This window comes from Salmonella sp. 741265073_HBA (assembly GCF_046569105.1).
Taxonomy (GTDB): Bacteria; Pseudomonadota; Gammaproteobacteria; order Enterobacterales; family Enterobacteriaceae; genus Salmonella; species Salmonella enterica.
In genome coordinates, this window is the sequence record NZ_JBKFRY010000016.1 from 1 (window position 1) to 23,354 (window position 23,354).

The window sequence follows — 23,354 nt, forward strand, 5'->3', positions numbered from 1 at the left end:
GTTTTCAGACGCGCAGATTACGGATATCCATCAGGTGGAAAACGCCGCACGATATCTGGGAACGGCGCTGTACTGGATAGCGGCCAGCGTGAATATCAGGCCCGGCAGGGATTACTATTTTTATATCCGGGCGGTAAATCAGGTCGGTAAATCCGCATTCGTGGAGGCGACCGGGCAGGCCAGCAACGATGCTGCAGGCTATCTGGATTTTTTCAAAGGGCAGATAACTGAAAGTCACCTGGGTAAGGAGCTGCTGGAAAAAGTAGATCTGACGGAGGATAACGCCAGCAAACTGCAGCAGTTTTCGAAGGAGTGGAAGGACGCTAACGATAAATGGAACGCCATGTGGGGCGTCAAAATAGAGCAGACCAAAGACGGCAAATATTATGTGGCCGGACTTGGACTGAGCATGGAAGACACGCCTGACGGGAAGATAAGCCAGTTCCTGGTGGCGGCGGATCGCATTGCTTATATTAACCCGGCAAACGGAAACGAGACGCCCGGATTCGTCATGCAGGGCGACCAGATAATCATGAATGAGGCGTTCCTGAAATACCTGAGCGCGCCGACCATTACCAGTGGCGGGAATCCTCCGGCATTTTCCCTGACGCCGGATGGAAAGCTGACTGCGAAAAATGCGGATATCAGCGGCCATATCAACGCTGTATCTGGCTCGTTTACGGGAGAAATCAATGCCACCTCCGGTAAGTTTTCTGGCGTGATAGAAGCAAGAGAGTTTGTCGGTGATATCTGCGGCTCAAAAGTCATGCAGGGCGTGAGCATCAGGGCGACGAACGACGAACGCAGCACCTCAACACGGTATACCGACAGCGCCACCTATCAGATTGGGAAAACCATCACGGTGATGGCTAACTGTGAGCGTAATGGTGGCTCCGGTGCCATCACCGTCACGATAAATATTAACGGCCAGGTGAAAACGGCGGAGGTTATGCCGTATACCGCAGGTATTCCGGCCATGTATCAGACCGTCGTCTTTTCGGTCTACACCACTTCACCTGTCGTGGATATCAGCGTCTCTCTGAGGGTTCGTGGGCAGTACACCACGTCTGCTTCCGTCTGGCCGCTGGTGATGGTTTCCCGGTCGGGGAACAACTTCACAAACTGACCGGATTTCCGGTCCCTTTCGTTTAACAAGGAACAGATATGACTATGTCGCGCTTAATTTCGCTGGCGGCAGGGGTTTCCCTGTCCGTTTTATTCTCCACTGCTGCCGTTGCCGATAACGGAAGAGGAAGCGGCAACAGCAATATTGAAAACCAGACCCGGATTTATACCGGCACCGACCGTGGGCAGAAACAGCACCGCGAGGCAAAGGGAAAAACAATCACGCGGAGCGTCCAGTGTTCTCTGCCGGCATATTTACGTGACCCGGATAATCAGTGCTGAGATGTGAATGAATCTGAAGCCTGCCTGCGGGCGGGCTTTTTTATGGAGGTAATATGCCAGTACTTATTTCCGGCGTACTGAAAGATGCTACGGGAACGCCGGTACAGAACTGCACCATTCAGCTGAAGGCCTGCCGGACCAGTACGACGGTGGTCGTGAATACGGTGGCATCGGAAAATCCGGATGACGCCGGGCGCTACAGCATGGATGTGGAGCAGGGGCAGTACACTGTCACGCTCCTGGTGGAAGGGTATCCCCCGTCACATGCCGGAGTTATTACGGTTTACGATGATTCAAAGCCGGGCACCCTGAATGATTTTCTGGGGGCCATGACGGAAGACGACGTCCGCCCGGAGGCGCTGCGGCGTTTTGAGGCGATGGTGGAAGAAGTTGCCCGCCAGGCATCGGAGGCATCGCGGAATGCCACCGCCGCAGGGCAGGCATCTGAACAGGCGCAGACATCAGCAGGTCAGGCATCGGAAAGCGCCACGGCAGCAGTGAATGCAGCCGGAGCGGCAGAAGTATCAGCCATACAGGCAGCCTCATCCGCAGCATCTGCGGAGAGCAGCGCAGGTACGGCGACCACAAAAGCCGGGGAGGCATCAGCCAGCGCGGCGTCGGCTGACACAGCCAGAACGGCGGCAGCCGCATCGGCAGCCGCATCGAAAACATCTGAAGCGAATGCAGATGCCTCCCGTATTGCCGCCGGAGATTCAGCTGCTGCCGCAGCCGCCAGCGCGACGGCGGCGCAGACATCAGCAGCGCGCGCCGGAGCATCCGAAACCGCCGCGAAGACGTCAGAAACGCAGACGGCTTCCAGTGCTGGTGATGCAGGTGCGTCAGCCACTGCGGCGGCAGCGTCGGAAAAGGCGGCAGCCGCATCGGCAGCCGAAGCAAAAACATCTGAGACAAACGCAGCAACGTCAGCAAGTACATCAGCGGCCAGCGCAACAGCCGCCTCGTCATCAGCATCGGAGGCATCCACTCACGCCGCCGCATCTGATACCAGCGCATCACTGGCGGCGCAAAGCAGTACTGCTGCCGGAGCAGCAGCCACCAGAGCAGAAGATGCCGCAAAACGGGCAGAAGATATCGCGGACGTGATTTCCCTGGAAGATGCCAGCCTGACGAAAAAAGGTATCGTTAAGTTAAGCAGCGCCACGGACAGTGACAGCGAAGCGCTGGCAGCCACGCCAAAGGCGGTAAAAACCGTTATGGGTGAGGTGCAGGCTAAAGCCCCGCTGGACAGTCCGGCACTGACTGGTACGCCAACAGCACCAACGCCGGAAACCACAGCTGCAGGTATTGAAATTGCCACGGCAGCGTTTGTGGCTGCGAAAGTGGCACAGTTGGTTGGTTCTGCGCCGGAAGCGCTGGACACGCTGAAAGAACTGGCTGACGCGCTGGGTAACGATCCTAATTTTGCTACCACTATCACTAACATGATTGCGGGCAAGCAGCCGCTGGACGAAACCCTGACGGCGTTGTCAGGAAAAAGCGTTGACGGTCTTATCGAATACGTTGGTTTACGGGAAACCATAAATCGCGCAGCCGGCGCCATGCAAAAAGACCAGAACGGTGGCGATATTCCGGAAAAGCCGCTGTTTGTACAAAATATCGGAGCGCTTCCTGCCAACGGTACGGCTGTTGCAGCGAACAGACTGGCATCACGCGGCGCGCTTCCGGCACTGACTGGTACGACAAGGGGCAGCGATAGCGGCCTGATAATGGGCGAGGTTTACAATAACGGTTATCCAACGCAATACGGGAATATTTTGCGTCTGACCGGAACCGGTGATGGAGAGATATTAATCGGATGGAGTGGGGTTAATGGTGCTCCTGCGCCCGCATATATTCGCAGCCATCGAGATACCGCCGACGCTGAGTGGTCAGAATGGGCGATGTTCTACACCACACTAAACCCACCTCCGGATTCGCATCCAGTAGGGGCGGCGATTGCATGGCCGTCTGATGCTACTCCGGCAGGTTACGCTCTGATGCAGGGGCAGTCCTTCGATAAATCTGCTTACCCGTTACTGGCTATAGCGTATCCGTCCGGCATTATCCCTGACATGCGCGGCTGGACAATCAAAGGCAAGCCCGCCAGCGGTCGAGCCGTGCTCTCACAGGAAATGGACGGCAACAAGGCGCACGGACACACCGCGCGGGCGCAGGATACTGATTTAGGGACAAAATCTACCTCATCCTTTGATTACGGCACGAAATCGACCAATACCACGGGCAACCATACTCACCAGTTCGGCGGTTATATCAATTCATACTGGGGAGATTCCAATCACACCTCATTTCAGCCTGGAGGTGGTGCATGGACACAGGCCGCTGGCGACCATGCGCATACAGTTTATATCGGAGGACACGAGCACACCATGTATATCGGTCCACACGGACACGTCGTTATTGTGGACGCAGACGGTAATGCAGAAACCACGGTTAAAAACATTGCATTTAACTATATTGTGAGGCTGGCGTGATTAAATTAATTCTTTCAGCACCCGTGCCGGCAATGGCCGTGGCTTTTGAACATTCTTTTCAGAATACCGAAAATGTGGAAATTATCCCAGGACCGTTTGAAACCATACCGGAATTTGACTGCATGGTCAGTGCGGCGAACTCTTTCGGTTTGATGGATGGCGGCGTGGATGCTGCGATAACAGCATATTTTGGGCCGCAGTTACAGGAACGTGTACAGCAAAATATCATCCGTGAATATCTGGGGGAACAGCCCGTCGGCACCGCCTTTGTTATTGAAACGGGTAACAGTAAACATCCGTGGCTGGTTCACGCCCCGATGATGCGCGTTCCGCTGATTATTGACGGCACCGACGCGGTTTATAATGCAACACGGGCTGCGTTACTGGCAATTTTTCAGCACAATAAAAGCGCCGGAGAAGACCGGAAAATTACATCTGTTGCATTACCTGCAATGGGGGCCGGATGTGGTCAGGTCCCCCCGGACAGCGTCGCCCGGCAAATGAAGCTGGCGTGGGAAAGTTTCAGTAATCCACCCAAAGCAATCAACTGGCAATACGCCAGCGCCCGCCAGAATGCTGTATTCAGCACAACGGCATACTGTCCGTCAGAGACGCTTTGTCCGAACGCCAGAACGGAATATATCGGTTTTGGTGATTACAGAACGTATTGCAAAAAATCAGGTAACACCTGCATCAGTCCCCGTCATCAGGTTGATGATATTTATATTGGTGCTCATAGGCATCATGTTTTTCTCGGCCTCGATTATCATGACAATCACCTGAATCCAGAATATTTATCCGGAGTAAAAAATGACGTTTAAAATGAGCGATACCCCGCAGACAATTAAAATTTTTAATCTTCGTTCAGATACAAACGAATTTATTGGCGCAGGTGATGCATATATCCCGCCGCACACGGGATTACCGGCAAACTGTACTGATCTCGCCCCTCCTGATATTCCCTCCAGTCATATAGCTGTTTTTGACGCTGAAACCCAAACGTGGAGTCTGCAGGAGGATCACCGCGGCGAGACGGTTTACGACACAACAACCGGCAATCAGGTTTATATCTCCGAGCCTGGTCCGTTGCCCGAAAATGTCACATCAGTTTCACCAGTTGGTGAATACCAGAAATGGGATGGTAAGGCTAAGGTCTGGGTGAATGATGAAGCTGCGGAGGCCGCAGCCAGACTTCGTGAAGCTGAAGAAACCAAAAACAGGCTCCTGCAAATAGCATCTGAAAAAATCACGCCGTTACAGGATGCTGTTGATCTTGATATCGCAACAGATGATGAGAAAGCGCAGCTCGACGAATGGAAAAAATACAGGGTGCTGGTAAACCGGGTGGATACCTTAAATCCTGACTGGCCGGAGAAACCATCTCAGTTATAAAAATATAGCTATGTAGTAGAGATTGCTGCTATATGTTATATAGCAGCAATGGCTATTATTTTGATGGTTGAGTGTATAATTTTAGCACTGGTAAATGACGGTTTAGCTCCGGAGTTAGTTCCTGGGGAAAATTATGGATACTATTGGTTCATATTAATCAGGAAGAGGCTCCGCATATTTTTTGGTTTTTCTGTGTTCAGGGAGTGTATTGTATATATTTATTAGCAATGTTTTCTAGTATCAGTTGGAATTGCTGTGGAGTCGGCATAGCACACTCATTAAACAGTGGTGCAACTTCTGTCATAATGATCTTCTCCGCATAGATTTTAAAGGATGCCTGCTGATGTTGATTGATAAACATACGTGGATACTTACTGTTTGCTGATGAAATCAACGGAGTTATAAAAGGATTGGCCCCTGCGCCGCTTGGCGTAAAAACGTCATTTTTGGTTGTTCCGGGCAGACCTGCATTTTCCGCTGCTTCGCCAATTTCCTGAAGAAAAGGCGCTATGTTGATCCCTTTGCTGATGAGCAAATTACAACACTGATCTTTATTCTTGCTGTAAACTGCCGATAGTATAGCTTCACGGGTCTGGCTGGCGTATGCGGGGTCTTTACTCGCACTACCTCTAATATCTATATCATTGAGCGTTTGAAGCATAAAATCTTTAACGACTTTATTTGTCAACACTGCCCGGCCCTCAGATGCGCTTCCTCGGTGAAAGTGTGTTGCAGAAGACTCAGTGTTCTTATGCGAAATAAAACGTTCAGATAATTTTGACCTTAATTCAATGAAGTGATTTTTTACTGCGAGAATACTTTTTGCTAAAGAATTTTTCTCGGTTGATTTTTCTTTTAGTAGTGTGGTTTCCTGTTTTTGGATTCTAAAATCCTGGGGAAATAAAGTTATTTTTGTCACGGTAATGCTCCTTTTATATGTACATAACTCATTTATATATAGATAGCAGGAATACTTTTATTTTTTATAGCAAATGCTATGTCCATCTGATTGATGAATTAGAAAAAATCGGCTGATTAGATTAATGCTCAAATAGTACTATTTTTATTTTCCAGAAACTTTCAAAAAATGTCCTTTCGCTCAGGAGGAGCCTTGCTGTTCTGGCATTGAAATGGAGCGTGAGCTGATCGTTGAGCGTACCAGCGCCGGGCTGGCAGCGGCAAGGGAGCAGGGGCAAATTGGTGACCGACGACCGAAACTAACAACGGGACAATGGGCGCAGGCTGGGCTCCTGATTAGGGCAGGAGTACCGCGGCAGCAGGTAGCGATTATTTATGATGTGGTGCTGTCGACGCTGTACAGAAAGTTCCCGGCCTCTAAACTGGCTTAGATATGCGCATATGGCAATACCACCAGAAAATTTACAAAACCATAATTTGAATTAAGAGAGAAACTTACAAACGAAGAGATGAATAATTAAACAGCCGTAGCGACTCCTGTATCTTGCGCGCATGTTCAAATTAAACAACTGTATATAAAAGGGTCTTCCCCTGTTGTGGTGGTTGAGTGCATGATAATGCAATAATTTTCATCACCAGAGGCAACCATCATGGATGAGAAATCCCTCTATGCCCACATTCTCAACCTGTCCGCCCCGTGGCAGGTTGAATCTCTTTCCCTTGATGAAAACGCTGGCTATGTCACCGTTGTTGTCGGGATCGCCAAAAATACACTGCTAATCTGCCCGACATGCGGGCAGCAATGCCCTGTTCACGATCACCGACACCGCAAATGGCGTCATCTCGATACCTGCCAGTTCATGACTGTCGTTGAGGCGAGTGTCCCCCGGGTCATGTGTCCAGACCATGGATGCCAGACGTTACCTGTTCCATGGGCCGGAGCTGGTAGCCGGTATACGTTATTGTTCGAATCATTCGTCCTTACCTGGCTGAAAATTAGCACGGTTGATGCGGTAAGAAAGCAACTTAAGCTTAGCTGGAATGCCGTTGACGGCATTATGACCCGGGCAGTCAAACGTGGTCTTGGGCGAATAAAAAAGCCGCTATCAGCCCGGCATATGAATGTGGACGAAGTTGCATTCAAAAAGGGGCACCAGTATATCACTGTGATATCAGATCGTGAGGGCAGAGCGCTGGCATTAACGGATGATCGGGGAACAGAAAGTCTTGCCAGCTATCTTCGCACTCTCACCGACGGTCAGCTGGAGGCAATCAAAACGTTCTCAATGGATATGAATGCCGGATATATCAGAGCGGCACGCATCCATCTTCCGCGCGCTGTAGAGAAAATAGCCTTTGACCGCTTCCATGTGGCAAAACAACTGGGTGAAATCGTTGATAAGACGCGGCAGAACGAGCATCCCCGGCTTCCGTTGGACAGCCGCCGCCAGGCAAAAGGAACCCGCTTCCTGTGGCAATACAGTGAAAAATGGATGACAGAATCCCGACAGGAAAAACTGGCATGGCTGAGAGAGCAGATGCAGCTGACCAGTCAATGCTGGGTACTGAAAGAGCTGGCGAAAGATATCTGGAATCGCCCATGGAGTGACAAACGCCGTGCAGACTGGCAGCAATGGATAGCGCTTGCGAGAAGCTGTGATGTGCCGGTAATGAGAAACATGGCAGGAACCATCATGAAAAGGCTGTACGGAATACTTAACGCAATGCGGCACTGCGTATCTAACGGTAATGCCGAAGCGCTTAACAGTAAAATAATGCTACTGAGGATAAAGGCTCGGGGATACCGGAACAGGGAACGCTTCAAAGTAGCTGTCATGTTTCATTACGGTAGATTAAACATGGCCTTTTAAAGGCAAACATATCCGTTTGATTTTACTGAAAATTCGTGGTTTTTATTGTTGCTAATGCTCAAAAGTTTTTGAGTTAGAATATGTGGAGAAACTGGTAACGATAGTGACTCGTTAGTATCTAAGACTTCAGGTGTACCGAGTAAAAACACTGTATTTTCCTGGGGCCTGTACTCAAGGTTAATACGGTCCTGTAATCCTCTGTTGTAACTAGCAATATCAGTAGCTAATGCATCCTGTGGAACATGAAGGTTATTTAAAATAACGCATTGCGAAGAATTTTTTGATTTCAACATGTTTGCCGGGATGTTTTTAACTGAAGTTAACGAGGTAACGACAGTAGACTTATCCTCTAAATTAGCATGGTTTACATGTGTATCAGATGCTGCCGTCGTCCGGTTAGGGTTGTTATGAATTGTAAACATGTTGTCCTCCCAGACAGAACTAAAGGTACGCCTTTGGCAAGGGATACTTATAATCCCTAAAATCTCAATTATACACGAACTTCACCACAACAGGGGAAGACCCTTGTACAGTATTTTTGCTTTGGCGGTTTTGTCTGTCAAGGCATGAACCACTTGTTTTTAAATTTTGGGGAACATACTGCGGGCGTGTTTGTTATCGATTTTCCCTGCAGGGCTGATGGGGTCTGGCGTTGACTAAAATTATGTGTGGGGCATGGATGGGGCAAAAGTGGTCTGTGAAGTTCGTTAAAGTTCGTTAATCAAGCTTCATCTCGATCTCGCTCATCCCTTGTTTAAAGCGCTCCTGGACGATCTTTATCGATTTTAAAAACTATGAGTACATATTATAAAAATGTAGCAAATAGGCCGTTTGTGCCTGAAAAGATGAACATTCTGCGTAGCGCGATTTGCGCAACAGGAATAGACTGGAGTCGACACTCTACACAAAGATGCGAAAGGTTTTTTATGACACAACAGCCACAAGCCAAATACCGCCATGACTATCGCGCGCCGGATTACCAGATTACTGATATTGACTTGACCTTTGACCTCGATGCCGAAAAAACCGTGGTCACCGCAATAAGCCAGGCTGTTCGTCATGGCGCGCCTGATGCGCCTCTTCGCCTTGATGGGGAAGATTTAACGCTGGTATCTATCCACGTCAACGATGCGCCGTGGACAGCATATAAGGAAGAAGAGGGCGCGCTTATCATCAGCGACCTGCCAGAGCGTTTTACGTTACGCATTGTCAACGAGATAAGTCCGGCGGCGAATACGGCGCTGGAAGGATTGTACCAGTCCGGCGATGCGCTCTGTACCCAGTGTGAAGCGGAGGGCTTCCGCCATATTACCTGGTATCTTGACCGCCCGGACGTACTGGCGCGATTTACCACCAAAATTATTGCCGATAAAAGCAAATATCCGTTCCTGCTTTCCAATGGCAACCGTGTTGCGCAGGGTGAACTGGAGAATGGCCGTCACTGGGTTCAGTGGCAAGATCCGTTCCCGAAACCGTGTTATCTGTTTGCGCTGGTGGCCGGTGATTTTGACGTGCTGCGCGATACCTTTACCACCCGCTCCGGGCGTGAAGTCGCATTAGAACTGTACGTTGACCGTGGCAATCTGGATCGCGCGCCGTGGGCAATGACCTCGCTGAAAAATTCCATGAAATGGGATGAAACGCGTTTTGGGCTCGAATATGACCTCGACATCTATATGATTGTCGCGGTGGATTTCTTTAATATGGGCGCGATGGAGAATAAAGGTCTTAATATCTTTAACTCCAAATACGTGCTGGCGCGAACCGATACCGCGACGGATAAAGATTATCTCGATATTGAGCGCGTGATAGGTCATGAGTATTTCCACAACTGGACCGGCAACCGCGTCACCTGCCGCGACTGGTTCCAGTTGAGCCTGAAAGAGGGGCTAACCGTGTTCCGCGATCAGGAGTTTAGCTCTGATTTGGGGTCACGCGCGGTGAACCGCATCAGTAACGTGCGTACCATGCGCGGTTTACAATTCGCGGAAGACGCCAGCCCGATGGCGCATCCTATCCGCCCGGATAAAGTAATCGAAATGAATAACTTCTACACCCTCACCGTTTATGAAAAGGGTGCGGAAGTCATTCGCATGATCCACACGTTGCTGGGTGAGGAAAATTTCCAGAAGGGGATGCAGCTTTATTTTGAGCGCCATGACGGCAGCGCCGCGACGTGTGATGACTTCGTACAGGCGATGGAAGATGCTTCTAATGTCGATTTGTCCCATTTCCGCCGCTGGTACAGTCAGTCCGGCACGCCGATTGTAACGGTAAAAGATGATTATAATCCGGAAACCGAGCAGTACACGTTGACCATCAGCCAGCGCACTCCGGCGACGGCGGATCAGGCGGAGAAGCAGCCGCTGCATATTCCATTCGCCATCGAACTGTACGATAACGAAGGCAACGTCATTCCGTTGCAAAAAGGCGGTCACCCGGTCAACGCCGTGCTGAACGTCACGCAGGCGGAGCAGACATTTACCTTCGATAATGTTTACTTCCAGCCTGTTCCGGCCTTGCTGTGCGAGTTTTCCGCGCCGGTGAAACTGGAATATAAATGGAGCGATCAGCAGTTGACGTTCCTGATGCGCCATGCGCGCAATGATTTCTCCCGTTGGGATGCGGCGCAAAGCCTGCTGGCCACATACATTAAACTGAATGTGGCGCGTCATCAGCAGGGGCAACCGCTATCGCTTCCGGTGCATGTCGCTGATGCGTTCCGTGCAGTACTGTTGGATGAGAAAATCGATCCGGCGTTGGCCGCAGAAATTTTAACGCTGCCTTCGGCCAATGAAATTGCAGAGCTGTTTGAGGTCATCGACCCGATCGCCATTGCGCAAGTTCGTGAAGCGCTAACGCGTACGCTGGCGGCAGAACTGGCGGATGAGTTCCTGGCTATCTATAACGCCAATCATCTGGATGAGTATCGTGTTGATCACGGCGATATCGGTAAGCGCACGCTGCGCAATGCTTGCCTGCGCTTCCTGGCGTTTGGCGAGACGGAGCTGGCTAATACGCTGGTCAGCAAACAGTATCGCGACGCCAATAATATGACCGATGCGCTGGCGGCCCTGTCTGCTGCGGTGGCGGCGCAGTTGCCGTGCCGCGATACGCTGATGCAGGAGTATGACGATAAGTGGCATCAGGACGGCCTGGTGATGGATAAATGGTTTATCCTGCAATCCACAAGCCCGGCGGAAAATGTACTGGAAACCGTACGCGGCCTGCTCAAACACCGTTCTTTTAGTATGAGCAACCCGAACCGCATCCGTTCATTAATTGGCGCGTTTGCTGGCAGCAACCCGGCGGCGTTCCATGCGCAAGACGGTAGCGGATACCAGTTCCTGGTCGAAATGCTGACCGATCTGAATAGCCGTAACCCGCAGGTAGCATCTCGCCTCATTGAACCGCTGATTCGTCTGAAACGTTATGATGATAAGCGTCAGGAGAAAATGCGCGCGGCGCTGGAGCAGTTAAAAGGACTGGAGAATCTTTCCGGCGATCTGTACGAGAAGATAACTAAAGCGTTAGCCTGACAGTATCCGTTATAAAGAGGTAAGACATGCCCGGTAAGCGTTAGCGCTGCCGGGTATTTTTTTGCCGGACGATGACGCTCGCTGGCGAAACGTGAAGTGAGAATGAAGGAAAACGATTGCTATTTATTGCCGTAGGTCAATTCCCTTTTGCTTTGTTATCGCCCATAATACGCCCCCGGTTTGCACACCGGGAATCCAGGAGAGTTCATGTACTATCCCTTCGTTCGTAAAGCCCTTTTCCAGCTCGATCCAGAGCGCGCTCATGAATTTACATTTCAACAATTACGCCGCATTACAGGTACGCCGCTGGAAGCGCTGGTGCGCCAGAAAGTACCGACAAAGCCGGTTACCTGCATGGGACTTACCTTTAAAAATCCACTGGGGCTGGCTGCCGGTCTGGATAAAGACGGGGAGTGCATCGACGCGTTAGGCGCGATGGGGTTTGGCTCCCTGGAAATCGGCACCGTGACGCCGCGCCCACAGCCGGGTAACGATAAGCCGCGTCTTTTTCGTCTGGTGGATGCTGAAGGTCTGATCAATCGGATGGGCTTTAATAATCTGGGCGTCGATAACCTGGTCGAGAATGTTAAAAAAGCCCATTTTGATGGTATTCTGGGAATTAACATCGGTAAAAATAAAGATACGCCTGTCGAAAATGGCAAAGATGACTACCTGATTTGTATGGAAAAAGTCTATGCTTATGCGGGTTATATCGCCATTAATATTTCTTCGCCGAATACGCCAGGGCTACGTACGCTCCAGTATGGCGATGCGCTGGACGATCTGTTAACTGCCATTAAAAATAAGCAAAACGATCTTCAGGCGATCCATCATAAATATGTGCCGGTAGCAGTAAAGATCGCGCCGGATCTTTGTGAAGAGGAATTGATCCAGGTTGCCGATAGCCTGCTTCGTCATAATATTGATGGGGTGATTGCGACAAATACCACCCTCGATCGTTCGCTGGTACAAGGAATGAAAAATTGCCAGCAAACGGGGGGATTAAGTGGCCGGCCATTACAATTAAAAAGCACAGAAATTATTCGCCGTTTATCCCAGGAGTTAAAAGGACAATTGCCTATTATCGGCGTCGGCGGCATTGACTCAGTTATCGCCGCGCGCGAGAAGATAGCGGCAGGAGCTACGCTGGTACAAATTTATTCCGGCTTTATTTTTAAAGGCCCGCCATTGATTAAAGAAATCGTAACGCATATCTAAACTTTACCCTTTATCAGACAACCAGGGCTTTATTTCCGGCGCTGGTTGTTTTATATTTCTCCACTGTTGCTTATTTAGACATTTTAGGCTTTTATTATTGGGGTAATAAACGAAGCGGCGAAAGGACAATGCTGTTACGAGTTGCTTAAAAGCGGGAGAGAGGTAATGCGAATTAAACCTGACGATAACTGGCGCTGGTATTATGATGAAGAGCACGATCGTATGATGCTCGATCTCGCCAATGGTATGCTTTTTCGCTCGCGCTTCTCTCGTAAAATGCTTACGCCGGACGCGTTTTGCCCGACCGGTTTTTGTGTGGATGATGCCGCGCTCTATTTTTCCTTTGAAGAAAAATGCCGGGATTTCGAATTAACCAAAGAGCAACGCGCGGAGTTGGTGTTGAATGCGCTGGTGGCGATTCGCTATCTCAAACCGCAGATGCCAAAAAGCTGGCATTTTGTGGCGCATGGCGAAATGTGGACCCCGGGAACGGGCGATGCCGCAAGCGTCTGGTTAAGCGATACGGCGGAACAGGTTAATTTGCTGGTCGTTGAGCCGGGAGAAAATGCCGCGTTGTGTCTGCTGGCCCAGCCGGGCGTGGTGATAGCAGGCCGAACCATGCAGCTTGGCGATGCGATTAAAATTATGAACGACAGGCTGAAACCGCAGGTTCACTGTCACAGTTTCAGCCTTGAACAAGCGGTTTAATTTTCCAGTCGTAACGCGGTCTTAGGCACGCAGCTACAGCTCAGAATCGTACCATCGTCACCCATAGCCGATTTTTTCAGCGGACTTACTTCGCCTTCCAGCAAACGTATCCGGCAGCAACCACAGATACCAGCCCGGCAAGAATACGGAATACGAATTCCCTGATTCTCCAACTGTTCCAGTAGTACCTGTTGATTATTCCCGCAGAAGGTTTGCCCCTGCCAGTCGATGGTTACACTCGCGTCCGGGTGTTTCTCTGGCGTAACGCTGTCGTCGACCGTTGTGGCGCCATAAGCTTTTGCCGGGGCTGTCGCCAGAATCTCCACTTCATCGCCGACGCGAATGACGCCGCTATTGCGGGCAATCAGATTCTGACCGAAATCCACATCGCCATTGTCCTGGGCGGTACGAAAAGCTTGCAGTGTCGCCAGCGGTTCTCCGGAAGGATGTTTTTGCCCCTTTTCAGGGCTGACGGTCGTAAAAATACAGCGGCTACAGGGTTTCACGACGTCAAAAATCACATCGCCAATGCGAAGCACTTTCCAGCTATCTTCCTCCCAGGCCGCTACGCCGGAAACCACTAAGTTTGGGCGGAATTGCTCCATTTGTACGCCTGCCGGACAACGCTGTTGCAGATCGCGCAGCGAGGCTTCGTTGGTCAATAAATACGGGTAGCCATCGGCAAATCCCAGCGGCACCGCGTTATGCCGTTTAACCCGGCGCGTCAACTGCGGCCCAACCCAGCGCAACTGGACATCGCGGGAGAAAAAGCCGCTCAACCATTGATTAATCGCCGTCGGGGCGACGCGAGCGGTAAAATGGTTTCCCCAGACCTCGGTCGGCGCATCTTGCGGGGTGAAATCCGTAAAGCGAACCAGCGCGCTACTGCCGTCTGGCGCGGTCAAATGAAGGCCGTCGTGTAAGGGGGAGGGGGTAAAACGTACCATTTGTGGAAACTGGCGGGCGGTGATAAATGTGCCGTCAGGCTCGGTTATCATGAAGATGCGATCAAAAGCCAGGCCGCTGATATCTGCCAGCGCATGAGTCAGACCAATGCCGCGCATGGATTTGACCGGATGAATAAAGAGCCGTGATAACGTCGCCACCGTACAGTCCCTCAAATGAAAATAAGCCTTCAACTTTATGACATGGGCGTGAGATTAGCTATAATGCGCAACAATTTTCTTAGCGTAAAAGTGACAATATGAATTCTCTGTTTGCCAGTACGGCCCGCGGGCTGGAAGAGCTGTTAAAAACTGAACTGGAAAAACTGGGCGCCGTAGGGTGTCAGGTTGTTCAGGGTGGGGTCCATTTTCAGGGCGACACGCGGCTTATTTACCAGAGCCTGATGTGGAGCCGCCTGGCCTCGCGTATTATCCTGCCGATGGGTGAGTGCAAGGTCTACAGCGATCTCGATCTTTACCTCGGCGTTCAGGCGATAAACTGGACAGAGATTTTTAATCCTGGCGCGACGTTTGCGGTGCATTTCAGCGGCCTGAACGACACCATCCGTAATAGTCAGTATGGCGCGATGAAAGTTAAAGACGCGATTGTCGATGCGTTTACGCGGAAAAATCTTCCGCGTCCAAATGTGGACCGCGAATCGCCGGACCTCCGTATTAACGTCTGGCTGAATAAAGAAACTGCCAGCATTGCGCTGGATCTCAGTGGTGATGGCCTGCACCTGCGCGGTTATCGCGATCGCACCGGGCTGGCGCCAATTAAAGAGACGCTGGCGGCAGCGATTGTTATGCGTTCCGGCTGGCAACCCGGTACGCCGCTGCTCGACCCTATGTGTGGTTCGGGGACACTGTTGATTGAGGCCGCGATGTGGGCGACCGATCGCGCGCCGGGACTGCACCGTGGTCACTGGGGATTTAGCGGCTGGGCGCAGCATGACGAGACTATCTGGCAGGAAGTGAAAGCCGAAGCGCAGACCCGGGCGCGTAAGGGGCTGGCGGAGTATTCCTCTCATTTCTACGGTTCCGACAGCGATGCGCGCGTCATTGAGCGGGCGCGCAGCAACGCCCGTCGCGCCGGTATCGGGGAGCTTATCACCTTTGAAGTGAAAGATGTGGCGCAACTGAGTAATCCATTGCCGAAAGGCCCGTATGGTACGGTGATCAGTAACCCGCCTTACGGCGAACGTCTGGACAGCGAACCGGCGCTGATTGCGTTGCACAGCCTGCTGGGCCGTACCATGAAAAATCAGTTTGGCGGCTGGAACCTGTCGCTGTTCAGCGCTTCGCCCGATCTGCTGGGCAGCCTGCAATTACGTGCCGACAAACAGTTTAAAGCCAAGAATGGCCCGCTGGACTGTGTGCAGAAAAACTATCATATTGCGGAAACCGCGGCGGACAGTAAACCGGCGACGGTGGCGGAAGATTACGCTAATCGCCTGCGTAAAAATCTTAAAAAGCTGGAGAAATGGGCGCGCCAGGAAGGGATTGAATGCTATCGCTTGTATGATGCCGACCTGCCGGAATATAACGTGGCGGTAGACCGTTACGGCGACTGGGCGGTGATTCAGGAATATGCGCCGCCGAAAACGGTGGATGCGCAAAAAGCGCGGCAACGTCTGTTCGATATTATTGCGGCAACTTTGTCAGTGCTCGGTATTCCGCCGAATAAACTGGTGTTAAAAACCCGTGAACGGCAAAAAGGAAAAAACCAGTATCAGAAAATGAGCGAGAAGGGCGAGTTCCTTGAGGTCAGCGAATATAATGCGCGCTTATGGGTAAATCTGACGGATTATCTCGACACCGGTCTGTTCCTCGATCACCGTATTGCCCGCAGAATGCTGGGAGAAATGAGCAAAGGCAAAGATTTCCTGAATCTCTTTTCTTATACCGGCAGCGCCAGCGTACATGCGGGTCTGGGCGGCGCGCGCAGCACCACAACGGTGGATATGTCCCGTACCTATCTGGAGTGGGCCGAACGTAATTTGCGTCTGAACGGACTGAGCGGCCGCGCGCATCGCCTGATTCAGGCCGACTGCCTGGGCTGGCTGCGCGAGGCGAATGAACAGTTCGATTTGATCTTTATCGATCCGCCGACGTTCTCTAACTCAAAACGTATGGAAGAGTCGTTTGATGTTCAGCGCGATCATGTCGCGTTAATGAAAGATTTAAAACGCCTGCTGCGTAAAGGCGGCACCATCATGTTCTCAAATAATAAGCGCGGATTCCGTATGGATCTGGAAGGGTTGGCTGAGCTGGGGCTTACCGCACAAGAAATTACGCAAAAAACGCTTTCCCCGGATTTTGCCCGTAACCGTCAGATTCATAACTGCTGGCTGATCCGCGCCGCCTGAAAGGAAAAGTAAATGTCATTAATCAGTATGCATGGCGCATGGCTGTCGTTCAGCGACGCGCCGCTTCTCGATAACGCAGAGTTGCATATCGAAGATAACGAACGCGTCTGTCTGGTGGGGCGTAACGGCGCCGGGAAATCCACCTTGATGAAGATTCTTAACCGCGAACAGGGTCTGGACGATGGGCGTATTATTTATGAGCAGGATCTGATCGTCGCGCGTCTGCAACAGGACCCGCCCCGTAATATTGCGGGCAGCGTCTATGACTTTGTCGCCGAAGGTATCGAAGAACAAGCGGAATACCTCAAGCGTTATCATGAGATTTCCCGTCTGGTGATGACCGATCCCAGCGAGAAAAACCTCAATGAAATGGCGCGCGTACAGGAACAGCTCGATCATCATAATCTGTGGCAGCTGGAAAACCGTATTAATGAAGTGCTGGCGCAGCTTGGACTCGATCCTAACGCCGCGCTGTCGTCGCTCTCCGGCGGCTGGCTGCGTAAAGCCGCGCTGGGTCGGGCGCTGGTCAGCAATCCGCGCGTATTGTTACTGGATGAACCGACTAACCATCTGGATATCGAAACTATCGACTGGCTGGAAGGGTTTCTGAAAACCTTTAACGGAACGATTATTTTTATCTCTCACGATCGTTCGTTTATTCGCAATATGGCAACCCGCATTGTCGATCTCGATCGTGGCAAACTGGTCACCTATCCGGGAAATTACGATCAATACCTGCTGGAGAAAGAAGAAGCGCTGCGCGTAGAAGAATTACAAAACGCGGAATTTGATCGCAAACTGGCGCAGGAAGAAGTCTGGATTCGCCAGGGTATCAAGGCGCGCCGCACCCGTAATGAAGGGCGCGTGCGGGCGTTAAAAGCGATGCGTCGTGAACGCAGCGAGCGCCGGGAAGTGATGGGCACGGCGAAGATGCAGGTCGAAGAGGCGACGCGCTCCGGTAAAATCGTTTTTGAGATGGAGAATGTCGATTACCAGGTAGAAGGAAAACAACTGGTAAAAGATTTCTCCGCTCAGGTGCAGCGCGGCGACAAGATTGCGTTAATTGGCCCGAACGGCTGCGGTAAAACCACGCTACTGAAACTGATGCTGGGACAGCTTCAGGCTGACAGCGGGCGCATCCACGTAGGAACGAAGCTGGAAGTCGCCTACTTCGATCAGCATCGCGCCGAACTGGATCCGGAAAAAACCGTGATGGATAACCTTGCGGAAGGCAAGCAAGAGGTGATGGTAAACGGTAAGCCGCGCCATGTACTGGGCTATTTGCAGGACTTCCTGTTTCATCCCAAACGGGCGATGACGCCCGTTCGCGCGCTTTCCGGCGGCGAACGTAACCGTCTGCTGCTGGCGCGACTGTTCCTCAAGCCGAGCAATCTTTTAATTCTCGATGAACCAACGAACGATCTTGACGTCGAAACGCTGGAACTATTAGAAGAATTAATTGATGGCTATCAGGGCACGGTACTACTGGTCAGCCACGATCGGCAATTTGTCGATAATACCGTGACGGAATGCTGGATTTTCGAGGGCGGCGGCAAAATCGGACGTTATATCGGCGGCTACCATGATGCGCGTGCGCAGCAAGAGCAGCATCTGGCGACGAAACAGCCGATGGCGAAAAAAAATGAGGAAGTTATTGCCCCTAAAGCAGAAATTGTAAAACGTGGCAGTAGCAAACTAAGCTATAAACTGCAGCGCGAGCTGGAGCTGTTACCCGGTCAGCTTGAAGACCTGGAAGCGAAGCTGGAAGCGCTACAGGCGCAGGTTGCGGATGCGGCCTTTTTTAGCCAACCCCATGAGCAAACGCAAAAAGTTCTGGCCGATTTAAGTCAGGCGGAGCAAGAACTTGAGCAAGCCTTCGAACGTTGGGAGTATCTTGAAGGCCTGAAAAACGGGGCATAACGAAAGGAGCGCCTATGTGTGAACATCACCATGCTGCGAAGCACATATTGTGCCCGCAATGCGACATGCTGGTGGCTTTACCCCGCCTCTCGCATGGGCAAAAAGCAGCATGTCCACGATGCGGCGCAACGTTAACGACCGAGTGGGACGCGCCCCGGCAGCGTCCTACCGCCTATGCGTTAGCGGCACTATTTATGTTGCTGCTTTCTAACCTTTTTCCCTTCGTGAATATGAATGTCGCGGGCGTCACCAGCGAAGTCACGCTTCTGGAAATCCCCGGCGTCATGTTTTCTGAAGATTACGCCAGCCTCGGCACGTTCTTTTTATTATTTGTCCAACTGGTGCCGGCATTTTGCCTGGTGACCATTCTATTACTTGTCAACCGCGCCAATCTGCCGTTGTCGGTAAAAAAAACGCTGGCAAGGATCTTTTTCCTCCTCAAATCGTGGGGAATGGCGGAAATATTTCTCGCCGGGGTGTTGGTCAGTTTTGTTAAGCTGATGGCCTACGGCGATATCGGCATCGGCAGCAGTTTTATTCCCTGGTGCTTATTTTGTCTCGTTCAACTGCGGGCGTTCCAGTGTGTCGATCGCCGCTGGCTGTGGGATGATATCGCCCCGCAGCCTGCACTGGCGCAGCCGTTAACGCCGGGGATTACCGGTATCCGGCAGTCTTTGCGTTCTTGCGCCTGCTGCACGGCGATCCTGCCTGCGGAGAGTCTCGTCTGTCCGCGTTGCCATACGAAAGGCTATGTCCGGCGTAAAAACAGTTTGCAGTGGACGCTGGCGTTATTATTTACCTCGATCATGCTTTATCTGCCCGCCAATATTTTGCCGATTATGATTACCGACTTACTGGGCTCTAAAATGCCGTCGACCATTCTGGCTGGCGTGATTTTGCTGTGGAGCGAGGGGTCTTATCCGGTGGCGGCGGTTATCTTTCTCGCCAGTATTATGGTGCCGACGCTAAAAATGATCGCTATTGCCTGGCTTTGTTGGGATGCGAAAGGCCACGGTAAGCGCGACAGTGAACGGATGCATTTTATTTATGAAGTAGTGGAGTTTGTGGGGCGCTGGTCAATGATTGATGTCTTTGTCATTGCCGTACTCTCTGCGCTGGTGCGTATGGGAGGGTTAATGAATATTTATCCTGCGATGGGTGCGTTGATGTTTGCTTTAGTCGTCATAATGACAATGTTTTCTGCGATGACCTTTGACCCGCGTCTGTCGTGGGATCGTGAATACGAACCAGGCCATGAGGAGTCCTGATAGCATGGAACCTAAAAAAGGGGAAGCCAAAGTACAAAAGGTGAAAAATTGGTCGCCTGTCTGGATATTCCCGATTGTTACTGCGCTTATCGGAGCCTGGATTCTGTTTTATCACTACAGCCACCAGGGACCGGAAGTTACCTTAATTACCACCAATGCGGAAGGCATTGAAGGCGGAAAAACGACGATCAAAAGTCGCAGCGTGGATGTCGGCGTGGTTGAAAGCGCGACGCTGACTGACGATCTGACCCATGTACAAATCAAAGCGCGGCTTCATTCCGGTATGGAGAAGTTGCTGCATAAAGACTCGGTATTTTGGGTCGTAAAACCGCAGGTGGGGCGTGAAGGCATTAGCGGGCTTGGGACGTTGTTATCAGGCGCGTATATTGAACTACAACCAGGAAGTAAGGGTAGTCAGCCGGAAAGCTATCAGCTTCTTGACTCACCGCCGTTGGCGCCGCCCGATGCCAAAGGTATTCGTGTGATTCTGGACAGCAAAAAGGCCGGTCAGCTCAGTCCTGGCGATCCCGTTCTGTTCCGGGGCTATCGGGTAGGATCCGTTGAAACCAGCTCTTTCGATCCGCAAAAACGGACAATGAGTTATCAGTTGTTCATTAAGGCGCCAAACGATCGATTGGTCACCAGTAATGTCCGATTCTGGAAAGATAGCGGTATCGCTGTGGATCTGACATCGGCGGGAATGCGCGTGGAAATGGGATCGTTGACGACGTTGTTTGGCGGCGGCGTGAGTTTTGATGTGCCGGAAGGACTTGAGCAGGGGCAACCCGTCGCCGAAAAAACGGCGTTTAATCTCTACGACGATCAAAAAAGTATTCAGGATTCGCTGTACACCGATCATATCGATTACCTGATGTTCTTTAAAGATTCGGTGCGCGGATTACAACCCGGCGCGCCGCTGGAGTTCCGCGGTATTCGTCTGGGGACGGTAAGCAAAGTGCCTTTCTTTGCGTCTAAAATGCGCCAGGTATTTAACGATGATTACCGTATTCCTGTGCTGGTGCGCATTGAACCGGAGCGTCTGAAAGCGCAACTGGGAGAAAATGCGGATGTTGCCGCGCATTTGACGGAACTGCTTAAGCGCGGTTTACGCGCTTCGCTTAAAACCGGTAACCTGGTGACCGGGGCGCTGTATGTCGATCTGGACTTTTATCCTAAGGAGCCGCCGATCACCGGGCTACGCGAATTTGATGGTTATGAAATTATTCCCACCGTCAGCAGCGGCCTGGCGCAAATTCAACAGCGACTGGTGGAAACGTTGGATAAGATCAACAACCTGCCGCTGAATCCGATGATTGAACAAGCGACCAATACGCTGTCTGAAAGCCAGCGTACTATGCGTCGGCTGCAAACCACGCTGGATAATATGAACAAGATTACCTCCAGTCAGTCGATGCAGCAGCTTCCGGCGGATATGCAAACGACGTTACGCGAACTTAACCGCAGTATGCAAGGCTTCCAGCCTGGATCGGCGGCGTATAACAAAATGGTGGCGGATATGCAGCGTCTCGATCAGGTGCTTCGTGAGTTACAACCGGTGTTGAAAACTCTGAACGAGAAGAGCAACGCGCTGGTATTTGAAGCGAAGGATAAAAAAGATCCTGAGCCTAAGAGGGCGAAACAATGAAAAAATGGCTAGTCGTGATAATGGCGTTCTGGCTGGCGTCATGTAGCTCCGGCGGAGAGAATAAAAGCTATTATCAGCTCCCGATAGCGCAAAGCGGTGTGCAAAGCACCGCAAGCCAGGGCAACCGTCTCTTATGGGTAGAGCAGGTTTCCGTACCTGACTATCTGGCAGGTAACGGCGTGGTGTATCAAACCAGTGATGTCCAGTATGTGATTGCCAATAACAATCTGTGGGCCAGCCCGCTGGACCAGCAATTACGTAACACGCTGGTGGCGAATCTTAGCGCCCGGCTTCCTGGCTGGGTCGTCGCTTCCCAGCCGTTGGGAACCACCCAGGATACGTTGAACGTTACCGTAACCGGATTCCATGGACGTTACGATGGTAAGGTTATCGTCAGCGGGGAGTGGCTATTAAACCACAACGGACAACTGATTAAGCGGCCTTTCCATATCGAAGCCAGCCAGCAGAAAGATGGCTATGATGAGATGGTCAAAGTACTGGCAAGCGCATGGAGTCAGGAAGCAGCCGCTATCGCAGATGAGATAAAGCGCCTTCCCTGAGATAAAAGTAATGTAAATTTAACCGCTTCAGGTCGTGCGCCTGAGGCGGTTTTTTTTATTTTTGACGCCGGAAAAATAGTTGTTATGGCTCACATTTTTTGTACAAATGATTTACCGTATAGCTCACAAATATGACATTGGTGTGAATTTTGCGCATTGACGGGCGATCCATTTAGAGGTATTCGTGTAGTGTGATTGCACATTTTGTAATCACTGTTTTCTTTTCCACCAGATACAAATATGAGGGAAACGAGGCATGAAGAGACAAAAACGAGATCGCCTGGAACGGGCACATCAACGTGGATATCAGGCCGGCATCGCCGGACGATCAAAAGAAATGTGTCCCTATCAGACGCTGAATCAACGGTCATACTGGTTGGGAGGTTGGCGACAAGCCATGGAGGACAGGGCGGTAATGGCCTGATTCTGTCTCTTTAGAAAAAAGAAACCTCCGCAGTGCGGAGGTTTCGCCTTTATTGGCTTTGCAAGCATGATACCGATAGCGCGGAATATCAATTCAACACTTAGAACGCGGAAGTATCCTGGAACAAACCGACTTTCAAATCGTGTGCGGTATAGATCAGACGACCATCCACCAGAACCTCACCGTCCGCCAGGCCCATGATCAGGCGACGGTTTACGATACGTTTGAAATGAATGCGATAGGTGACTTTCCTGGCTGTCGGCAGAACCTGGCCGGTAAATTTCACTTCGCCCACGCCCAGAGCGCGGCCTTTGCCTTCGCCGCCCAACCAGCCCAGGTAGAATCCCACCAATTGCCACATAGCATCCAGACCCAGACAACCGGGCATCACCGGATCGCCGATAAAGTGGCATCCGAAGAACCATAGGTCCGGATTGATATCCAGCTCGGCTTCGACATAGCCTTTGTCGAAATTGCCGCCCGTTTCGGTCATCTTAACGACGCGGTCCATCATCAGCATGTTCGGTGCAGGGAGTTGCGGCCCTTTAGCGCCAAACAGTTCACCACGACCAGAGGCAAGAAGGTCTTCTTTTGTATAGGATTCGCGTTTATCTACCATGTTTTATGTAAACCTTATTTTATTGAAGCACGCAGGATAGCTAACACGTGTACGCTGAAC

Annotated in this window: 19 protein-coding genes and 1 pseudogene; 16 read left to right on the forward strand and 4 right to left on the reverse strand. The window is 51.3% G+C overall.

The features are described from left to right. The 5 genes from ACLD3P_RS18625 to ACLD3P_RS18645 all read left to right on the forward strand — a co-directional run. Positions 1 to 1,126: phage tail tip protein (locus ACLD3P_RS18625; protein WP_411006721.1), on the forward strand; the 1,126-nt coding region annotated here is incomplete at its 5' end. 38 nt (positions 1,127 to 1,164) lie between these two features. Next, complete coding sequence (locus tag ACLD3P_RS18630; protein WP_000178826.1) at positions 1,165 to 1,407, forward strand: hypothetical protein; 243 nt, start codon at positions 1,165 to 1,167, stop codon at positions 1,405 to 1,407. 53 nt (positions 1,408 to 1,460) lie between these two features. After that, positions 1,461 to 3,899, forward strand: coding sequence for a phage tail protein (locus tag ACLD3P_RS18635; RefSeq protein ID WP_023251962.1), 2,439 nt, complete (start codon positions 1,461 to 1,463; stop codon positions 3,897 to 3,899). Beyond that, the gene (locus tag ACLD3P_RS18640; protein WP_000593434.1) at positions 3,896 to 4,720 is read left to right on the forward strand and encodes a macro domain-containing protein; all 825 of its coding nucleotides are present in this window, start codon (positions 3,896 to 3,898) and stop codon (positions 4,718 to 4,720) included. The genes ACLD3P_RS18635 and ACLD3P_RS18640 overlap by 4 nt, the downstream gene beginning before the upstream one ends. Continuing rightward, positions 4,710 to 5,291: a tail fiber assembly protein gene (locus ACLD3P_RS18645; protein WP_000143158.1), complete on the forward strand. Its 582-nt coding sequence runs from the start codon at positions 4,710 to 4,712 to the stop codon at positions 5,289 to 5,291. The genes ACLD3P_RS18640 and ACLD3P_RS18645 overlap by 11 nt, the downstream gene beginning before the upstream one ends. A 196-nt stretch (positions 5,292 to 5,487) precedes the next feature. Here ACLD3P_RS18645 and sopE read toward each other — a convergent pair whose 3' ends face one another. Further along, the gene (gene sopE / locus ACLD3P_RS18650; RefSeq protein ID WP_000161705.1) at positions 5,488 to 6,210 is read right to left on the reverse strand and encodes an SPI-1 type III secretion system guanine nucleotide exchange factor SopE; all 723 of its coding nucleotides are present in this window, start codon (positions 6,208 to 6,210) and stop codon (positions 5,488 to 5,490) included. A gap of 208 nt (positions 6,211 to 6,418) precedes the next feature. On the opposite strand from sopE, the pseudogene ACLD3P_RS18655 reads away from it, so the two are divergent. Both ACLD3P_RS18655 and ACLD3P_RS18660 read left to right on the forward strand, forming a co-directional pair. Further along, positions 6,419 to 6,640: pseudogene (locus ACLD3P_RS18655) on the forward strand (helix-turn-helix domain-containing protein); the annotation flags it as partial. Positions 6,641 to 6,859: 219 nt separating this feature from the next. Then, positions 6,860 to 8,080: an ISL3 family transposase gene (locus ACLD3P_RS18660; protein ID WP_000343758.1), complete on the forward strand. Its 1,221-nt coding sequence runs from the start codon at positions 6,860 to 6,862 to the stop codon at positions 8,078 to 8,080. Here the strand turns inward: ACLD3P_RS18660 and ACLD3P_RS18665 are convergent. Continuing rightward, positions 8,077 to 8,502, reverse strand: a complete 426-nt coding sequence (locus ACLD3P_RS18665) for a hypothetical protein (RefSeq protein ID WP_024143826.1) — start codon at positions 8,500 to 8,502, stop codon at positions 8,077 to 8,079. The genes ACLD3P_RS18660 and ACLD3P_RS18665 overlap by 4 nt on opposite strands. Before the next feature lie 504 nt (positions 8,503 to 9,006). On the opposite strand from ACLD3P_RS18665, the gene pepN reads away from it, so the two are divergent. From pepN to zapC, 3 genes are all read left to right on the forward strand, one after another. Further along, positions 9,007 to 11,619: an aminopeptidase N gene (pepN, locus tag ACLD3P_RS18670; protein WP_000193775.1), complete on the forward strand. Its 2,613-nt coding sequence runs from the start codon at positions 9,007 to 9,009 to the stop codon at positions 11,617 to 11,619. Between the two features lie 207 nt (positions 11,620 to 11,826). After that, entirely contained in the window at positions 11,827 to 12,837 is a 1,011-nt protein-coding gene (gene pyrD, locus ACLD3P_RS18675) for a quinone-dependent dihydroorotate dehydrogenase (RefSeq protein WP_000291723.1), read from the forward strand. Between the two features lie 165 nt (positions 12,838 to 13,002). Then, positions 13,003 to 13,545 carry a cell division protein ZapC gene (zapC, locus tag ACLD3P_RS18680; RefSeq protein ID WP_001220671.1) on the forward strand — a complete coding sequence of 181 codons (543 nt, stop codon included), beginning with the start codon at positions 13,003 to 13,005 and terminating at the stop codon, positions 13,543 to 13,545. On the opposite strand, the gene ACLD3P_RS18685 is transcribed toward zapC, so the two are convergent. After that, positions 13,542 to 14,651 (reverse strand): YcbX family protein, encoded by a 1,110-nt coding sequence (locus ACLD3P_RS18685; protein WP_000224063.1) that lies wholly within the window; start codon positions 14,649 to 14,651, stop codon positions 13,542 to 13,544. The two genes, zapC and ACLD3P_RS18685, sit on opposite strands and share 4 nt — an antisense overlap. 98 nt (positions 14,652 to 14,749) lie before the next feature. Here ACLD3P_RS18685 and rlmKL point away from each other — a divergent pair, with 98 nt between their 5' ends. From rlmKL to rmf, 6 genes are all read left to right on the forward strand, one after another. Further along, on the forward strand, positions 14,750 to 16,858 hold the full coding sequence (rlmKL, locus tag ACLD3P_RS18690) for a bifunctional 23S rRNA (guanine(2069)-N(7))-methyltransferase RlmK/23S rRNA (guanine(2445)-N(2))-methyltransferase RlmL (protein WP_411006722.1): 2,109 nt from the start codon (positions 14,750 to 14,752) through the stop codon (positions 16,856 to 16,858). A 12-nt stretch (positions 16,859 to 16,870) separates the two neighbouring features. Next, a complete protein-coding gene (locus ACLD3P_RS18695; RefSeq protein WP_000053043.1) occupies positions 16,871 to 18,778 on the forward strand; it encodes an ABC transporter ATP-binding protein in 1,908 nt (635 codons plus the stop codon). Between the two features lie 14 nt (positions 18,779 to 18,792). Continuing rightward, entirely contained in the window at positions 18,793 to 20,046 is a 1,254-nt protein-coding gene (pqiA, locus tag ACLD3P_RS18700; protein ID WP_000333143.1) for a membrane integrity-associated transporter subunit PqiA, read from the forward strand. 4 nt (positions 20,047 to 20,050) lie between these two features. Then, a complete protein-coding gene (pqiB, locus tag ACLD3P_RS18705) occupies positions 20,051 to 21,691 on the forward strand; it encodes an intermembrane transport protein PqiB (protein ID WP_039520520.1) in 1,641 nt (546 codons plus the stop codon). Next, on the forward strand, positions 21,688 to 22,251 hold the full coding sequence (gene pqiC, locus ACLD3P_RS18710; RefSeq protein WP_000759136.1) for a membrane integrity-associated transporter subunit PqiC: 564 nt from the start codon (positions 21,688 to 21,690) through the stop codon (positions 22,249 to 22,251). The genes pqiB and pqiC overlap by 4 nt, the downstream gene beginning before the upstream one ends. Positions 22,252 to 22,507: 256 nt before the next feature. Then, positions 22,508 to 22,675 (forward strand): ribosome modulation factor, encoded by a 168-nt coding sequence (gene rmf / locus ACLD3P_RS18715; protein WP_001537784.1) that lies wholly within the window; start codon positions 22,508 to 22,510, stop codon positions 22,673 to 22,675. A gap of 100 nt (positions 22,676 to 22,775) precedes the next feature. On the opposite strand, the gene fabA is transcribed toward rmf, so the two are convergent. After that, a complete protein-coding gene (gene fabA / locus ACLD3P_RS18720) occupies positions 22,776 to 23,294 on the reverse strand; it encodes a bifunctional 3-hydroxydecanoyl-ACP dehydratase/trans-2-decenoyl-ACP isomerase (RefSeq protein ID WP_000227928.1) in 519 nt (172 codons plus the stop codon). Positions 23,295 to 23,354: the final 60 nt, after the last annotated feature.

Coding starts and splice junctions, on each gene's coding strand:
- zapC (WP_001220671.1), top strand. CDS start 13,003: ATGCGAATTAAACCTGACGATAACTGGCGCTGGTATTATGATGAAGAG.
- ACLD3P_RS18645 (WP_000143158.1), top strand. CDS start 4,710: ATGACGTTTAAAATGAGCGATACCCCGCAGACAATTAAAATTTTTAAT.
- pqiC (WP_000759136.1), top strand. CDS start 21,688: ATGAAAAAATGGCTAGTCGTGATAATGGCGTTCTGGCTGGCGTCATGT.
- ACLD3P_RS18635 (WP_023251962.1), top strand. CDS start 1,461: ATGCCAGTACTTATTTCCGGCGTACTGAAAGATGCTACGGGAACGCCG.
- ACLD3P_RS18665 (WP_024143826.1), bottom strand. CDS start 8,502: ATGTTTACAATTCATAACAACCCTAACCGGACGACGGCAGCATCTGAT.
- fabA (WP_000227928.1), bottom strand. CDS start 23,294: ATGGTAGATAAACGCGAATCCTATACAAAAGAAGACCTTCTTGCCTCT.
- rmf (WP_001537784.1), top strand. CDS start 22,508: ATGAAGAGACAAAAACGAGATCGCCTGGAACGGGCACATCAACGTGGA.
- ACLD3P_RS18630 (WP_000178826.1), top strand. CDS start 1,165: ATGACTATGTCGCGCTTAATTTCGCTGGCGGCAGGGGTTTCCCTGTCC.
- pqiA (WP_000333143.1), top strand. CDS start 18,793: ATGTGTGAACATCACCATGCTGCGAAGCACATATTGTGCCCGCAATGC.
- ACLD3P_RS18660 (WP_000343758.1), top strand. CDS start 6,860: ATGGATGAGAAATCCCTCTATGCCCACATTCTCAACCTGTCCGCCCCG.
- pyrD (WP_000291723.1), top strand. CDS start 11,827: ATGTACTATCCCTTCGTTCGTAAAGCCCTTTTCCAGCTCGATCCAGAG.
- pepN (WP_000193775.1), top strand. CDS start 9,007: ATGACACAACAGCCACAAGCCAAATACCGCCATGACTATCGCGCGCCG.
- ACLD3P_RS18695 (WP_000053043.1), top strand. CDS start 16,871: ATGTCATTAATCAGTATGCATGGCGCATGGCTGTCGTTCAGCGACGCG.
- rlmKL (WP_411006722.1), top strand. CDS start 14,750: ATGAATTCTCTGTTTGCCAGTACGGCCCGCGGGCTGGAAGAGCTGTTA.
- pqiB (WP_039520520.1), top strand. CDS start 20,051: ATGGAACCTAAAAAAGGGGAAGCCAAAGTACAAAAGGTGAAAAATTGG.